Consider the following 15,200-nt stretch of genomic DNA (forward strand, 5'->3'; position numbering starts at 1 on the left):
TTATGAGCGCTGATGACGTAGTAGCTTTGCAGCCAATTAATACCCTTGTTGTTATTGGTCTGGGCTTGATTGGCGGTAGCTTGGCGTTAAGTCTTAAGTCGGCTGGAGCTTGTAAGCGGGTGGTTGGCATTGCGCCAGATCCTTTGGTTCGCCAGCGTGCCATCGAGCGGGGAATGGTGGATGAATCATATGCATCTATTGGTGATGTTGCCGCACAGTTAGGTGAGGGCGATGTTGTTTTTATCGCTGTGCCAACGCTGGCCATTCGCGAAGTATTAGAAAGCGTAAAAGGCTGCGTTCCTGCTACGGTAACTGTTACAGATGGGGCAAGCGTTAAAGGAAGTGTGTTAGAAGATGTGAAGGCCGTTTATGGCAAAGTTCCAGAGCAGCTGGTACTAGGGCATCCTATTGCAGGCTCGGAGCAAAGTGGCGTAGAGGCCGCGAGGGTAGGGCTTTATGCCAATCACCGCATTATTCTTACGCCTACCGAAGAAACTTCTGATCAGCATAAAGACCGAGTCGCCGATATGTGGCGGGCTGTTGGTGCTGAGGTGCTTGAGCTTGATGTTGAAAACCACGACGCTATCTTGGGTGCGACAAGCCACTTGCCGCACGTGATTGCTTTTTCGCTGGTCGATACCCTTGCCCACGATAGCCATAACGAAGATATTTTTCGGTATGCAGCCGGCGGTTTTCGCGACTTTACACGTATTGCGTCCAGCGATGTGGTGATGTGGCGCGATATTATGTTGGCCAACCGCGATGCGGTACTCGAAGCTATCGATTTATTCTCCAGTAATTTGGCAGTATTGCGAAAGACCATTGCCGAATCAGATTCTGATGAACTCACAGAGATTTTTAGCCGAGCCAAGCAGGCTCGGGATCAATTTACCCATGTTATGGACAAGCAAAAGAGCTAACGGCTCTATTTTCCGCTTGTGTTGATCAAACGGTTATAAGTTTAGAGTTTTTTATTTGTTAATGGCTGATGCAGAGCAACGTATAATGCCGTGGACACAATTTTTTGTAAGCGATTTTAGGACTCAACAATACGATGTCTAGTAATAACTTAAGCGATTACACGCTCACTCACCTCAAGCAGCTTGAGGCCGAGAGCATACATATTATTCGCGAAGTGGCGGCTGAATTTGATAACCCCGTCATGATGTATTCTATCGGTAAAGATTCTGCCGTGATGCTGCATTTGGCTAAAAAAGCCTTTGCACCAGGGAAACCACCATTTCCATTAATGCATGTGGATACCACATGGAAATTTAAAGAAATGATCACTTTTCGCGATCAAATGGTGAAAGATTTAGGTTGGGATTTGATTGTTCATACCAACCAAGAAGGTGTTGATATGGGGGTCGGTCCATTTACCCATGGCAGCGCCAAGCATACAGATATCATGAAAACGCAAGCGTTAAAGCAAGCGTTAAACAAATATAAATTTGATGCTGCTTTTGGTGGCGCTCGTCGCGATGAAGAAAAATCTCGCGCTAAAGAGCGCGTCTATTCATTCCGCGACAAAAACCACCGCTGGGACCCTAAAAATCAACGTCCCGAATTATGGAATGTTTACAACAGCAAAGTAGATCCAGGTGAAAGTATTCGCGTATTCCCACTATCTAACTGGACAGAATTAGATATTTGGCAATACATTCATTTAGAAAACATTCCCTTGGTTCCTTTATATTTTGCCGCCAAAAGACCGGTTGTAGAACGCGATGGCACCTTAATTATGGTCGATGATGACCGTATGCCTATTGCCGAAGGCGAAAAGGTTGAAGAGAAAATGGTTCGCTTCCGTACTTTGGGTTGCTACCCATTAACGGGGGCAGTCGAATCTCATGCGACCACTTTGCCGGAGATTATTCAGGAAATGTTGTTAACAACAACCTCAGAGCGCCAAGGCCGAGTTATCGATCACGATAGTTCTGGTTCTATGGAAAAGAAAAAACAAGAAGGCTATTTCTAAGGTTGAGTTAGAGGCAATTATGAGTCACCAATCCGATTTAATTTCTACAGATATTAATGAATACCTCGCTCAACACGAGCGCAAAGAGCTCCTGCGTTTTCTAACGTGCGGATCTGTCGATGATGGAAAGTCCACATTAATTGGGCGTTTATTACACGATTCCAAAATGATTTATGAAGACCAATTGGATGCGATAAAGTCTGATTCGGTTAAGCACGGTACGACAGGTGAAAAAATAGACTTAGCGCTGTTAGTCGATGGTTTGCAAGCCGAGCGAGAGCAGGGCATTACCATTGATGTTGCCTATCGCTATTTTTCTACAGCTAAACGCAAGTTTATTATTGCCGATACTCCTGGGCACGAACAATACACGCGTAACATGGCCACTGGTGCATCGACGTGTGATATGGCGATTATCCTGATTGATGCTCGTTATGGTGTGGTCACACAAACACGCCGCCACTCATATATTGCTTCACTGTTAGGCATTAAGCATGTGGTCATTGCGGTGAACAAAATGGATTTGCTGGATTTTGACGAGGCAGCATTTAACAAGATCAAATCAGATTATCAAGAATTTGCGAAAAACTTGAATGTCGATGAATTCTTCTTTGTGCCTATGTCTGCATTGGAAGGCGATAATGTGGTTAATCGTAGCGAGCGCTGTGCTTGGTACGATGGCCAAACTTTAATGGAAATTTTAGAATCGGTGCAAATTGCGGGTGATAAAAATATCACCGATTTCCGTTACCCTGTGCAGTTGGTTAACCGCCCGAATTTAAATTTCCGCGGGTTCTGCGGCACGATTGCTTCCGGCGAAGTTAAGCCAGGTGATGCGATTAAAGCATTACCTTCGGGCAAGACCAGCGTTGTAGACCGTATTGTTACCCACGACGGCGATTTAGATCGCGCATTTGTTGGTCAAGCCATTACATTAACGCTAAAGGACGAAATCGATATTAGCCGCGGCGACATGATTGTTAAAGTGGACGATGATGTCGCTGTTGCTGATCATTTAGAGGCGCACTTAGTATGGATGGCAGAGCAATCTTTAGTTGCTGGCCGGGAGTACCAATTCAAATTCGCTGGCAAGGTTACCAATGGTATTGTCAGTAAAATAAGCCACCGTATAGACGTCAATACGCAAGAGCTTAGCAAAGCCGATGCGCTCGCCTTAAACGATATCGGGCTTGTGGATTTGCAACTTGATCAAAGTGTTGTTGTGGACCCTTACACAATAAACCGTGCAACAGGCGGCTTTATTGTTATTGATAAGTTATCTAACGTGACTGTCGGTGCAGGTATGGTGACCCAAAAGCTAGAAGGTAAGGGGGTTGTTGAAACTGACTTCAGTGCTTTTGAACTTGAGCTTAATGCGCTCGTGCGTAAGCACTTCCCACATTGGGATGCCAAAGACTTAAGCGAGCTACTCAAAAAATAATACGTGTAGTTTCCCGATAAAAAAGGGCTCAAACGAGCCCTTTTTTTGTGCCTGTATAAAAGGTGCGACGAAAAAAGGTTTTTCGGACGATGTGATAAAAACGTGATAGACCTGTGAAATTTATGTGATCTTGAGGTTTTAGACTGGCTCTACGCACTAATTGTGCTGGGCCTAAAACCATAACATTACATTTATCAAGGAAATATCATGAAATTCAAACGCCTAATGACTACCGCCGCACTGCCTGTATTATTTGCTGTTGGTGCCGGAGTTTCTTCTAACTCTCACTCTGCCGAGATATCCGTTAGCGTAACCAACTTAACCTATGGTATGTATTTCACCCCATTATTTATTAGCGCACATAACGAATCCGTTTCTTTATTTGAGGTGGGGCAAGTGGCTTCACCGGCGTTAGAAAAAATGGCAGAGCTCGGTATGATCGGCGATCTCGATACATATACTAGTGACATGGGCGCTGTTAATGCGTTAAACCCTGTGGGCGAGGCAAATTTTTTACCTTCAGGCCAAACCTCACCCATGGTCGATATTAATACTGGCAGCAATGATTACCTCAGTGTTACAGCAATGCTTTTACCGTCAAATGACGGTTTTATTGGTTTGAATGGCTGGAAAATCCCTGCCGATAAAGGCACCTATCATGTGATGCTAAATGCCTACGATGCCGGAACGGAGGCGAATAATGAGTTGCTTGGTGACGGCGACGAAAATATGCCTGGTGATCCAACGCAACAAGGTGGGGTAAATGGTATGGGGGTTACTACCGAAGATGCGCCATTTGTTCATATTCACCGAGGAAGCTTAGGCGACGATGATACAACAGGCGGCATTAGCGACTTGAATAATAGCGTGCATCGCTGGTTGAATCCGGTTGCCCGAGTCACAGTAATTGTCAAATAGGAGGGGTTATGCATAACTTTCAGATAAAACGATTTAATGTAGCCCTAAGTACTTTTGCTCCGCTATCGCTATCCGCCTTATTGGTGGCTTGCGGAGGGAGTAACAATTATGAGCCTCCAGTAACGACAATGGCGCAATACCAAGTTTCAATAACAAATGGCAGTGCAAAACAGTTGTTAGCGCCGGCAGCGGTATTATTAAATACCCAACCGCTAAACCTGTGGGCTATTGGCTCGCCAGCATCGCCAGCACTGGAGCAACTTGCCGAAAGCGGCTCGCCAGATGCCTTGCTTGCAAGTGTGCTGGCGAGTGATAGTGCATCGGCAGGTCCAACGGCAGCAGGCGCTAGTAATGCTGTTATTTTGTCTTTACCCGCGTCGATGCCGGCGTATATTTCTTTTGCATCGATGCCAGTTTATACCAACGATGGTTTTGTAGGACTGCAAAATATTGATGTCAGCAGTTTGATGCTGGGGGAGTCTATGCACATGGCGGTACCGGTATACGATGCCGGTACTGAGGCCAATACAGAATCGCTCAACACACTGCCGGGCCCCGATGTTGGTGGTGAAGGCTTTGATGCTGAGCGCGATGATATTCACAATTATGTGACTCGACATGCAGGCGTGGTGAGCTTTGACGGTGGCCTAACAACATCCGTATTGGATGAAAGCTACCGTTTTGATAGTGGTAGCTTTTACCTGAAAGTGACACGGACTCAATAATTCACCTGTTTAGTCTTTCTAATAGGTGGGGTATCTTAGGTGCCTCACTTTTTACTTATTAACGATATTTTTTATGTCACAGTCAAACATGCCATCGCAACCACGATTGTTATTGGTCGAAGATGATAAAGATATTAACCAACTGATTTGTCTTAATTTAGAGGCATTAGATTTTAACGTCACCAGCTGTGAAAACGGTAGGGAGGGCCTAGCACTGGCGGTAGAGGGTGGTTTCGATTTAATGATTCTTGATGTGATGTTGCCGGAAATGGACGGTTTGACACTGTGCAAACGGCTAAGGCAAAGCAAAAATTTTACACCGATATTGATGTTGACGGCTAAAAACTCAGAAGCAGATCGTGTAATTGGCCTAGAAGTCGGCGCAGACGATTACTTATCAAAGCCCTTTAGTATTTTAGAGTTGCAAGCGCGTGTTAAAGCGATGTTGCGGCGGGTACAGTTTAATCACTACCAAGACCCCGTGGCTAACACGGTGGATACGTTTGGTGAGCTAACAATCGATCGAAATAAGCGGCGGGTTTCTCTTAGAGGAGACGAGGTACATTTAACAGCAAAAGAGTTCGATTTATTGCTCTATTTGGCGTGCTCGCCTGGGCGAGTTTATAGCCGCGGTGATTTACTTGATGCCGTGTGGGGCTACAAACACAGCGGCTATGAGCACACCGTGAATTCACACATTAATCGCCTGCGATCAAAACTCGAAGAAGATCCGGCCAACCCTATTTATGTATTAACGGTTTGGGGCGTGGGGTATAAATTCAATGGTTAAATTAACAAATACTTTGTACGCCAAGTTGGCCCTTTGCTTAACGGTAATTTTTTTGATTGTGGGTTCGTTAAGCGCCAACATGTTATTTAATGCATCCACAGCGCATCAGCGCTTGGTAACCCAACATCTTCATTGCGATCTAGCAAAGCTTGTCAATAAAGAATACAAACTTTTCAACGATGCCGGCTTAGATTTAGATGCTGCCAAAATGATCTTTATGAAACTGATGGTGCTTGGTCCAAACTTTGAGTTCTATGTTTTGAATCCCGAAGGGCAAGTGCTGGCGTATTCTGCGGACCCTTCGGTTGTTAAACGCAAGCAGGTTGACCTCGCGCCGTTAAAATATTTTATGGACAGCAAAAAAATAGATTCCCCTATTTTGGGCGATAATCCGCGTTCGCTAGAGCAAAAAAAAATATTCTCTGCGGCACCGATTGTTAAAGATGATCAAGTGATTGGTTATTTATATGTCATATTGGGGAGCGATATTTTTGATGCATTTTACGAGTCCTTGTCGGAAAGTAAGATGTTGCGCTCTGGGTTTTGGTTGGTAATTTCTAGTCTTTGTTTTGGCTTGCTGGCAAGTTTAGTGGTGATATCACTGATTACACGGCCCTTACGCAAATTATCCAAATCAATTCAGCAAGCTCGGGACGAAGGTTTTACAAAAGAGGGTGGGCGTAACGCGAGTTTGACACTGCAGGGGTGGGATCAGAACAGCCGCAACGAAATTCACGTGTTGGGCAGTAGCTTTAAAGCGTTGTTGGAGCGTTTAGAAGAGCAATATCAACAAGTGATTACCATTGATGATTTGCGTAAAGAGCTGTTAACGCATATTTCCCATGACTTAAGAACACCATTGGCATCCCTGCTGGGCTACCTAGAGACTTGGACCTTAAACCACAAAACAATACCTATTGAAAAAAGTGAACAATACATCGATATAGCCACCCGCAACGCTCAAAAGATTGCCAATTTGATTGAGCAGCTGTTTGAGTTGGCGCACTTGGATTCTGGCAATGTACAGGTCAACCGCGAAACCTTTTCGGTAGCGGAGCTGGCGCAAGATGTTTTACAAAAATTCACAATAGAGGCACAGCAAAAACATATTGTGTTATCGGTCGAGCCTAAAGATACCTCGATTCTGGTCAAAGGTGATATTGAAAAGCTTGAGCGGGTGTTTACCAACCTTATAGAAAATGCACTTCGTCATACCCCCGTTGATGGCAGTGTGACGGTGAGGCTCTCGAAAAATGGACACTTTGTGGCTATTGATGTGGAAGATACGGGTATTGGCATTCCACAAGAAGATATCCCCCATATATTTAATGCGCACTTTAAAGCGGGTAACAGTGTGCGTGGTAATAGCGCTCATGGCGGCATTGGTTTAGCTATCACTAAAAAAATCATTGACCTTCATCAGAGTGAAATATCAGTCACAAGCCATGTCGATAGAGGTACCACTTTTAGCTTTATGCTGCCGTTTGGGAACTAGATCGTTGCCTGCTTGCATTGTAAAGTGGTGCTTTAGTTACTAAGTGGAGTTGCCGTGAGAGAGTCTGGTTTGGTTTGTGGTTATGTGGTTGATGATCAAGGACGTTCTACCCCTATTGATCTGGCGGATGTTCCAAATTGGAAGCCCGAGCAGGGTTTTTTATGGTTGCATTTTGATATCCGTGAAGCCGCTGCCCGCGATTGGCTGGCCCTTAAAAGCGGCTTGAGCGATGTTGCAATTCAAACTCTGCTGTGTGAGGAAACTAGGCCACACGTTTGGCGTGAAAATAATTCGGTAGTGATGGCATTGCGGGGAATTAATCTCAACCCCAATGCCGACCCTGAAGATATGGTGGCAGTGCGAGTTTATGCGGATGAGCACCGTATTATCACAACCCGCCGGCGCTCGTTAAAAGCGTTACGCGAACTCGCGGCTTCTATGCACAATGGTGTCGGCCCTGGATCAGTCGCGGTGATGCTGGCAGAGCTTACGGGCCAATTAACCGTGCAGTTGCTCGATGCCATTGAAACGCTTGAAGATAAAATGGATGCCTTGGAAGAAGTCATTCTCGATGATGCCAAAAAGCAGCGTCGAGTGCACGTTATGGAATTGAGGCGTAAATGCATTTTGTTGCGGCGATATTTGGCCCCTCAGCGCGAGGCATTGGCTAGGCTCTATATCGAGCCATTGTCGTGGCTCAGTGAGCGCCAACGAATGCAACAGCGAAATATCGCCGATCAATTAGTGCGTTATGTGGAATCTCTCGATGCAATAAAAGATCGCGCAGCAGTGGTTCAAGAAGAGTTGGCAAGCCGCGTTGCCGACCAACTAAATACCCGTATGTATATCTTATCGATGGTGGCTGCGCTTTTTCTTCCCTTAAGCTTTATTCTAAGCATTTTTGATCTTCAAATTGGCGGTTTGCCGCTGACGGACTACCCTTATGGTGCTATTGCTATGTCGGTGGTACTTGTTTGTACGGTAACAACCCAGGTCATTATATTTAAACGCAAGGGTTGGCTTTAGTTTCGGTTTTTAACCGCTTAACAGCCAAACTTGAACGCGTTATAGTGCTGGCCCGCACGTTTATTTAACGCGTGTGATAGTCAATTAACCGCAGACTATGCATTTGCTACTACTAATAATTATGCCTTTGATTCGGAGCCTCAATGACATCCACTCCTTACCCTGTTCCTAGTACATTCGAAAAAGATTCACACATCAATGCTGAACAGTACCAGTTGCTTTACCGCCAGTCGATAGAGCAGCCAGAGGTGTTTTGGGCGGAGCAAGCGACAAATTTTTTGAGTTGGTCAACGCCCTTTACTCAGGTGCGTGAGTTCGACTTTGAAAAAGGGCATGCGCAATGGTTTGCTGATGGCGAGCTGAATGTTGCTTACAACTGCATTGACCGGCACCTAACTGAAAAAGCCGATGCCACGGCTTTTATTATGGAGCGAGACGAGCCAGGTAAAAGTTTTGAGGTAAGCTACCGAGAGTTACACCTTCAGGTTTGCAAATTGGCAAATGCACTTAAAACCTTGGGTGTTCGAAAAGGTGATCGCGTTTGTATATACATGCCTATGATTTGCGAGGCCGCCTATGCGATGTTGGCTTGTGCAAGAATTGGAGCGGTACATTCTGTAGTTTTTGGTGGTTTTTCGCCGGAAGCGCTAAAAGATAGGATTTTAGATAGTGAGTGCAGCCTAGTTATTACAGCGGACGAAGGCGTTCGTGGTGGCAGGCTTGTACCTTTAAAGGCCAATGTTGATAAGGCCGTGGCAGATTGTGACTGCGTACAGAATGTTCTGGTATTAAAGCATACTGGGGCCGATCTTCCAAAGCAGCCTCGTGATGTGTGCTATCACGAGGCTACAGCTTGCGAGAGCGCCGATTGCCCACCTGAAGCCATGGCGGCAGAAGACCCTCTTTTTATTTTATACACCAGCGGTTCTACCGGAAAACCTAAAGGCGTGCTTCACACAACCGGTGGCTATTTATTGCAAGCAGCCATGACATTTAAATATGTTTTCGATTATGAGCCTGGCGAAGTGTACTGGTGCACGGCCGATGTCGGTTGGATTACAGGACATAGCTACTGTGTATATGGCCCGTTGGCTGTGGGTGCGACGAGTTTAATTTTTGAAGGTGTGCCCACATATCCAACGGCCTCTCGTTGCTGGGATGTGGTTGATGAGCACAAGGTTGCTATTTTCTACACGGCCCCGACAGCATTGCGCGCGCTAATGGGGCAGGGGGATGACTTTGTTACGGCATCATCGCGCAAAAGTCTACGGCTGTTGGGCACAGTAGGTGAGCCGATTAACCCCGAGGCATGGCAGTGGTATTACAATGTTGTTGGGGATGCCCGCTGCCCCATTGTTGATACTTGGTGGCAAACTGAAACCGGAGCACATATGTTGGCGCCATTACCTGGTGCCATGGCTCTAAAGCCGGGTTCAGCTGCGTTGCCATTTTTTGGCGTTGAACCTGTAATTCTTGATGCTGATGGTGTTGAGCTAACGGGAGCCTGCCAAGGGAATTTAGCCATTCGAAGCTCTTGGCCTAGCCAAATTCGCACTGTTTATGGCGACCATCAACGTCTTATCGATACTTATTTCAGCACTTATAAAGGTTATTACTTCACCAGTGATGGTGCGCGCCGTGATGAAGATGGCTACTACTGGATTACAGGCCGCGTAGATGATGTCTTGAATGTCAGCGGTCACCGGCTAGGGACTGCGGAAATTGAAAGCGCCTTGGTGGCACACCCAAGCGTGGCCGAGGCTGCTGTTGTCGGTTACCCGCATCCGATCAAGGGGCAGGGGATATATGCGTACGTTACCTTGATGCAAGGCGTCGATGCGGATCAGGTCGAAAAGAAAGCGTTAATCGATGTTTGCACGCAAGAGATTGGCCCTATTGCTAAGCCCGATATTATTCAGTGGGCACCGGGTTTGCCGAAAACGCGCTCGGGTAAAATTATGCGTCGCATATTACGCAAAATAGCCGAGGGTGACCTTGAGTCCTTGGGGGATACCTCAACACTGGCCGACCCAAGTGTGGTGGATAGCCTAATTGCAAATCGCCAGTCAAGCTAGACACTGGCTGGTCGTTGGTTTAGGGTGCGCGCTTAATTTATTATTTGCTGCTTGTCAGCCGGAGTTACTCTGTGAAAATTGCTAATGATTTAGCCGTCGCCATCCATTACACACTCACCGACGAAAGCGGTGAGACTATCGACTCATCAGCCGGCGCAGAGCCTTTAACTTATCTGCAAGGTCACGCCAATATCATTCCTGGGTTAGAGCGTGAACTAGAAGGTTGTGCTGTGGGTGATAAAAAAGTCGTTACTGTTCAGCCTGCGGACGGTTACGGCGAGCACGATGAAAACTTAGTGCAAGCGGTGCCACGCGAAATGTTCTCGGGCGTAGATAGCATTGAAGTTGGCATGGAGTTTCAAGTACAAGGGCCACAGGGCGAGCAGTTTGTAGAGGTTACTGAAGTTAGCGAGGAAACCATCACTGTGGATGGCAATCATGTATTAGCCGGTAAAGTGCTTAATTTTGATGTTGAGGTTGTTGATGTGCGCGAAGCAACCCAAGAAGAGCTTGAGCATGGCCATATTCATGGTGAAGGCTGCAGCCACTAAACTTATAGCCGCTCTAGTACGTTAAACGTAAAAAGGCTCCTTTAGGAGCCTTTTTTATGCGTGTTAGCGCATGCTTTCTGCAAGCCTGTCGAGTTGTGAGGTGACCTGTTGGCTGGCATTTTCCATCTGTCTTACGCAGGCAACGGCACCTGAAAAGTCGTTGCGGTGGTAAGCATTGACTGCATTTTTACCTTGGGTATGGACTTCGCGGTGTGGGCTCTCCAAGGCTTTGTAGGCACTTTGGCTTGCATATTTCTTCGCGCCTTCGCCGTTGTTATACCATTGGCCTAGGCGGCATTGGTCGGCATCGGAAAAATCATTGGCTTGTGAATGAGATTGCCCCAAAAGCACTTTGTAGACTTCTAGCTTCCAAGCCATATGGTCCATTTTAATGGTTTGTACAAAAGCGTCGTCGGTCGAGGCATCGATCACGCCAAACATTTTCTTGGCAAGCTGTACTAGGCTGCTGGTTGTTTCCTCAATGCCTTGAGTGTTGCTGCTAACGGTATGAGACTTTTCGCCAACGCGGTCAATACCGCCGACGACGTTATCCATTTCCGTATTCACTTTGTTGATCAGTGCTGCAATTTCGTTGGTAGCTTCAGCTGAACGCTGAGCCAAGCTTCTTACCTCATCTGCGACAACGGCAAAGCCTCGGCCTTGCTCGCCAGCGCGCGCGGCTTCAATGGCAGCATTCAATGCTAGCAGGTTAGTTTGTTCTGAGATGCCTTGAATCATCGATACAAAGCCATTAATACCTTCAGTTACACTTTTGAGGTTATTAACTGCGGCCGCCACCTCGGTGGTATCTTTGCTGATGGTGCTTGTGGTGTTGGTGGTGGTGCCTAGCAATCCCATTATTTGATCGAACATGGCTTGCGATTGTTCAAACTCGTTGCGGCTCTCTGTCAGGTTAACGGCAGAATGTGCAAGGTCTTGTTGAATGGCATTAATAGCCCCGCTCGACTGTAGCCAAAGCTGGTTAAGCTCGTCGCGGTGGCTTGTATCCTCCGGTGGTGGAGTATTGCGCGCTAACTCTTGTGCGCTGGAGAGCTCTTGCTGAAGGTCGGTAAGCCTTTCCTTTAGCTGGCGATTTTCTCGCTCTAATTCGTCTAGCGCTTCTTGTTTTCCTCGAGCAAAAAACATGGTTGGTGCCTCCAGTGTTGGCGCGTAATATGGCCTTGATCAAAAAGTTATTTATTGCTTGTCTGTTTTAAATCATTACCTGAATAACTATAGATCGTTTAAACCAGTTCGCTATGTTTATTGTTCCTTCGCGTTATAGTCTGAGCGACCTAGCTTGCCGGCTCTGATATAATCTCGGTTTTATTTAGCCAGTGACTGCACATGAATATCTCAGACTATATGGCCTATGTTGGCCGCAATGCGCGCCAAGCGTCTAGAGCCATCGCTAAGGCGACAACACAAGAAAAGAATGCCGCGCTGCTCTCTATTGCTAAGCAGTTAGATGCATCGCGTGATCAGCTGTTGCAGCAAAACGCATTAGATATGAGCGCAGGCCGAAGTGCCGGCTTAGACGATGCCTTACTCGACCGCTTAGAGCTTACCGAAGAGCGCATCGATGGGATGATTGAAGGCCTCAAACAGGTGGCCGCGTTACCTGACCCTTGTGGTGAAATAACCGATATGAGCTACCGTCCAAGTGGCATACAACTCGGCAAAATGCGCGTCCCACTTGGGGTTGTCGGCATCATTTATGAGTCTCGCCCAAATGTAACAATAGATGCAGCTAGCTTGTGTTTGAAGTCTGGTAATGCGGCTATTTTACGCGGTGGCAGCGAAGCTATTCATTCGAATAAAGCCATTGCAACAGCGGTAAAGGCCGGCTTGATTGAAAGCGGCTTACCCGAAACCTGCGTGCAGGTCATTGAAACGACAGATCGCGCAGCAGTGGGAGCGCTAATCACTAGCAGCGAGTATGTTGATGTCATTGTGCCGCGCGGTGGCAAGGGTTTAATCGAGCGTATTAGCAACGAGGCTTCCGTGCCTGTGATTAAGCATCTCGATGGCATTTGCCATGTCTACATTGACGACGATGCTGATTTAGATAAGGCGCATCGCGTTGCGCTAAATTCTAAAACCCACCGCTATGGCGTTTGCAATGCGATGGAAACACTTTTGGTTGCGCAGTCTGTTGCATCGAGCATTCTCCCGCGTTTAGCGGAAGACTATATTGCAAAGGGCGTAGAGCTTCGCGGGTGTGCGGCTACCTGTAGCATTATTAGTGCGTGCAGTGCTGCCTCTGAAGAAGACTGGAGTACAGAGTACTTGGCGCCAATTTTATCCATTAAAGTGGTTGCCGGTATTGATGAGGCCATAGCACATATTAACCAGTATAGTTCGCAACACACCGAGTCGATTATCACTGAAAATTACACCACGGCAAGGCGCTTCTTGCGTGAGGTCGATTCCAGCTCTGTCATGGTCAATGCATCAACCCGTTTTGCCGATGGTTTTGAGTACGGCCTAGGTGCAGAGATTGGCATTTCTACCGATAAAATACACGCACGCGGCCCTGTTGGCTTGGAAGGTTTAACATCGCAAAAATGGATTGTTTTTGGTGATGGCCATATTCGATAGGTTGTCGGTTTTGTCTTAAAGGACTGCTGTTATCGCTAGTCAAACGCCGTGCGCGTCCTGGTTGTATTTTGGCGGCACTTTTGATCCTATTCATAACGGTCATTTGCAATCGGCGTTATGCGCTGGGCAACTTTTAAATGTCGCTAACGTCGGTTTTGTGCCTTGCCATATTACACCGCATAAAGATCAGCCGCGTACCAGTAGCCAGCACCGTTTGGCAATGCTTGAATGCGCATTAAAAACCATCGCGTCGAATCCTACAGGGATGAATGTGCACGTTGAAGATTATGAACTCAAGCATGATCGTTCTTCATACACGTTACATACGCTGCAGTACTTACGGCAATTGCATGGCGCCAATACGCCGCTTTTTTGGTTGATTGGCATGGATAGCTTAATAACACTTGACCGCTGGTATGGCTGGCAGCAACTTTTGCAGTATGCGCACATTGCTGTGGTAAATCGGCCCGGCTATTTGGCACCTAGTGACGGCGTATTGGGGCATTGGTGGGCTCAGCATCGCGCATCGCTGCGGGATATTGCCGGTAGTGCTTGCGGTAAATGCATACTGCTAAATACAGAAGAAATGGATTTATCTTCAACAACTATTCGCCGGCTTATAGAGCAACAAAGGCGGTGCAAAGAAACATCATTACAGATTACTCAGCTCGTGCCGCAAGCCGTGGCTGAATATATTAATCAACATAAACTTTATTTAACGAGCGATACCGAAAAATCATGACCAAACCATTAAAAGATATTGTTAAAAGCGCCCTTGAAGATATCAAAGGCGAAAGAATTGTCGAAATAGATGTTATCGGGGTCTCCGATGTAGCAGACACCTTGGTTATTTGCTCTGGCGCGTCGAATCGCCAAGTTAAGTCATTGGCAAATAACGTATTGGATGATGCTAAAAAAGCAGGGTTCCGTCCAATTGGTGTGGAAGGTATGGATGTTGGCGAATGGGTGCTTGTTGATTTTGGCTCTGTCGTTGTTCATGTGATGTTGCCAAATGCGCGCGATTTTTATGAGCTTGAAAAGTTGTGGTCTAAAGTGCCTGCAAACCAAATTCCCGAGCGTGATTAGTACGCGATCAACGGTTGGTAAAAAGCCACAATGAAAGTACAGTTAATTGCCGTAGGCACCAAAATGCCTGATTGGGTTCAAAAGGGGTATTCGGAATACGGTAAGCGCCTGCCTAAGGAATTATCGCCAACCTTAATTGAATTAAACCCTGGACATAGAGCTAAAAACGCCTCTATACAGGCAGCGATTGCGAGTGAGGGGCAAGCCATACTGCAAGCAATTCCTGCTACCGATTGGGTTGTTGCTTTGGATGTGCAAGGCAAGCCGTGGAGTACCGAAGCGCTAGCAGGTCATTTAGAAAATTGGCGAATGGACGGGCGGAATATTAGTTTTGTGATTGGCGGCCCCGATGGTTTAGCTGATGACATTCTTGAGCGTGCAAATGCTAAGTGGTCGCTGTCTAATTTAACACTGCCGCACCCGTTGGTTCGGGTGGTTTTTATTGAGCAATTATATCGGGCTTGGACGGTATTGAATGGACACCCTTACCATAAATAAATGAGCGTTCTATTGT

At 46.6% G+C, this 15,200-nt stretch carries 15 protein-coding genes; 14 read left to right on the forward strand and 1 reads right to left on the reverse strand.

Translation table 11 applies throughout. The features are described 5' to 3' along the window. Positions 1 to 2 precede the first annotated feature (2 nt). The 10 genes from MARGE09_RS14540 (at position 3) to slyD (ending at position 10,999) form a co-directional block, all read left to right on the forward strand. A complete protein-coding gene (locus MARGE09_RS14540; RefSeq protein ID WP_236983059.1) occupies positions 3 to 920 on the forward strand; it encodes a prephenate dehydrogenase/arogenate dehydrogenase family protein in 918 nt (305 codons plus the stop codon). Positions 921 to 1,054: 134 nt separating this feature from the next. Next, entirely contained in the window at positions 1,055 to 1,978 is a 924-nt protein-coding gene (gene cysD / locus MARGE09_RS14545) for a sulfate adenylyltransferase subunit CysD (protein ID WP_236983061.1), read from the forward strand. Between the two features lie 19 nt (positions 1,979 to 1,997). Continuing rightward, positions 1,998 to 3,419: a sulfate adenylyltransferase subunit CysN gene (cysN, locus tag MARGE09_RS14550; RefSeq protein WP_236983063.1), complete on the forward strand. Its 1,422-nt coding sequence runs from the start codon at positions 1,998 to 2,000 to the stop codon at positions 3,417 to 3,419. Positions 3,420 to 3,626: 207 nt separating this feature from the next. Continuing rightward, complete coding sequence (locus tag MARGE09_RS14555) at positions 3,627 to 4,337, forward strand: spondin domain-containing protein (RefSeq protein WP_236983065.1); 711 nt, start codon at positions 3,627 to 3,629, stop codon at positions 4,335 to 4,337. An 8-nt stretch (positions 4,338 to 4,345) separates the two neighbouring features. Beyond that, complete coding sequence (locus tag MARGE09_RS14560) at positions 4,346 to 5,062, forward strand: spondin domain-containing protein (RefSeq protein ID WP_236983067.1); 717 nt, start codon at positions 4,346 to 4,348, stop codon at positions 5,060 to 5,062. Positions 5,063 to 5,135: 73 nt separating this feature from the next. Further along, positions 5,136 to 5,852 carry a response regulator transcription factor gene (locus MARGE09_RS14565; RefSeq protein ID WP_236983069.1) on the forward strand — a complete coding sequence of 239 codons (717 nt, stop codon included), beginning with the start codon at positions 5,136 to 5,138 and terminating at the stop codon, positions 5,850 to 5,852. Further along, positions 5,845 to 7,347 (forward strand): sensor histidine kinase, encoded by a 1,503-nt coding sequence (locus MARGE09_RS14570; protein ID WP_236983071.1) that lies wholly within the window; start codon positions 5,845 to 5,847, stop codon positions 7,345 to 7,347. Before MARGE09_RS14565 ends, MARGE09_RS14570 begins: the two co-directional genes overlap by 8 nt. A 54-nt stretch (positions 7,348 to 7,401) precedes the next feature. After that, positions 7,402 to 8,373 (forward strand): zinc transporter ZntB, encoded by a 972-nt coding sequence (locus MARGE09_RS14575; RefSeq protein ID WP_236983072.1) that lies wholly within the window; start codon positions 7,402 to 7,404, stop codon positions 8,371 to 8,373. A gap of 143 nt (positions 8,374 to 8,516) precedes the next feature. After that, complete coding sequence (acs, locus tag MARGE09_RS14580; RefSeq protein ID WP_236983073.1) at positions 8,517 to 10,448, forward strand: acetate--CoA ligase; 1,932 nt, start codon at positions 8,517 to 8,519, stop codon at positions 10,446 to 10,448. Between the two features lie 71 nt (positions 10,449 to 10,519). Next, complete coding sequence (slyD, locus tag MARGE09_RS14585; protein WP_236983074.1) at positions 10,520 to 10,999, forward strand: peptidylprolyl isomerase; 480 nt, start codon at positions 10,520 to 10,522, stop codon at positions 10,997 to 10,999. Between the two features lie 63 nt (positions 11,000 to 11,062). Here slyD and MARGE09_RS21755 read toward each other — a convergent pair whose 3' ends face one another. Next, positions 11,063 to 12,145: a methyl-accepting chemotaxis protein gene (locus tag MARGE09_RS21755; protein WP_420828071.1), complete on the reverse strand. Its 1,083-nt coding sequence runs from the start codon at positions 12,143 to 12,145 to the stop codon at positions 11,063 to 11,065. A gap of 201 nt (positions 12,146 to 12,346) precedes the next feature. On the opposite strand from MARGE09_RS21755, the gene MARGE09_RS14600 reads away from it, so the two are divergent. The 4 genes from MARGE09_RS14600 (at position 12,347) to rlmH (ending at position 15,184) form a co-directional block, all read left to right on the forward strand. Beyond that, positions 12,347 to 13,600, forward strand: coding sequence for a glutamate-5-semialdehyde dehydrogenase (locus MARGE09_RS14600; RefSeq protein ID WP_236983075.1), 1,254 nt, complete (start codon positions 12,347 to 12,349; stop codon positions 13,598 to 13,600). A gap of 61 nt (positions 13,601 to 13,661) precedes the next feature. Further along, positions 13,662 to 14,342 carry a nicotinate-nucleotide adenylyltransferase gene (gene nadD / locus MARGE09_RS14605; protein ID WP_236983076.1) on the forward strand — a complete coding sequence of 227 codons (681 nt, stop codon included), beginning with the start codon at positions 13,662 to 13,664 and terminating at the stop codon, positions 14,340 to 14,342. Beyond that, entirely contained in the window at positions 14,339 to 14,686 is a 348-nt protein-coding gene (rsfS, locus tag MARGE09_RS14610) for a ribosome silencing factor (RefSeq protein ID WP_236983078.1), read from the forward strand. The genes nadD and rsfS overlap by 4 nt, the downstream gene beginning before the upstream one ends. A 30-nt stretch (positions 14,687 to 14,716) precedes the next feature. Continuing rightward, positions 14,717 to 15,184 (forward strand): 23S rRNA (pseudouridine(1915)-N(3))-methyltransferase RlmH, encoded by a 468-nt coding sequence (gene rlmH, locus MARGE09_RS14615; RefSeq protein WP_236983079.1) that lies wholly within the window; start codon positions 14,717 to 14,719, stop codon positions 15,182 to 15,184. Positions 15,185 to 15,200: the final 16 nt, after the last annotated feature.

The sequence above is a fragment of the Marinagarivorans cellulosilyticus genome (assembly GCF_021655555.1).
Classification (GTDB): domain Bacteria; phylum Pseudomonadota; class Gammaproteobacteria; order Pseudomonadales; family Cellvibrionaceae; genus Marinagarivorans; species Marinagarivorans cellulosilyticus.

Excerpts from the sequence above, each read along its gene's own strand:
- cysD (WP_236983061.1), top strand. The coding sequence starts at position 1,055 with ATGTCTAGTAATAACTTAAGCGATTACACGCTCACTCACCTCAAGCAG.
- MARGE09_RS14540 (WP_236983059.1), top strand. The coding sequence starts at position 3 with ATGAGCGCTGATGACGTAGTAGCTTTGCAGCCAATTAATACCCTTGTT.
- MARGE09_RS14560 (WP_236983067.1), top strand. The coding sequence starts at position 4,346 with ATGCATAACTTTCAGATAAAACGATTTAATGTAGCCCTAAGTACTTTT.
- MARGE09_RS14555 (WP_236983065.1), top strand. The coding sequence starts at position 3,627 with ATGAAATTCAAACGCCTAATGACTACCGCCGCACTGCCTGTATTATTT.
- MARGE09_RS21755 (WP_420828071.1), bottom strand. The coding sequence starts at position 12,145 with ATGTTTTTTGCTCGAGGAAAACAAGAAGCGCTAGACGAATTAGAGCGA.
- MARGE09_RS14570 (WP_236983071.1), top strand. The coding sequence starts at position 5,845 with ATGGTTAAATTAACAAATACTTTGTACGCCAAGTTGGCCCTTTGCTTA.
- cysN (WP_236983063.1), top strand. The coding sequence starts at position 1,998 with ATGAGTCACCAATCCGATTTAATTTCTACAGATATTAATGAATACCTC.
- MARGE09_RS14600 (WP_236983075.1), top strand. The coding sequence starts at position 12,347 with ATGAATATCTCAGACTATATGGCCTATGTTGGCCGCAATGCGCGCCAA.
- rlmH (WP_236983079.1), top strand. The coding sequence starts at position 14,717 with ATGAAAGTACAGTTAATTGCCGTAGGCACCAAAATGCCTGATTGGGTT.
- MARGE09_RS14565 (WP_236983069.1), top strand. The coding sequence starts at position 5,136 with ATGTCACAGTCAAACATGCCATCGCAACCACGATTGTTATTGGTCGAA.
- rsfS (WP_236983078.1), top strand. The coding sequence starts at position 14,339 with ATGACCAAACCATTAAAAGATATTGTTAAAAGCGCCCTTGAAGATATC.
- acs (WP_236983073.1), top strand. The coding sequence starts at position 8,517 with ATGACATCCACTCCTTACCCTGTTCCTAGTACATTCGAAAAAGATTCA.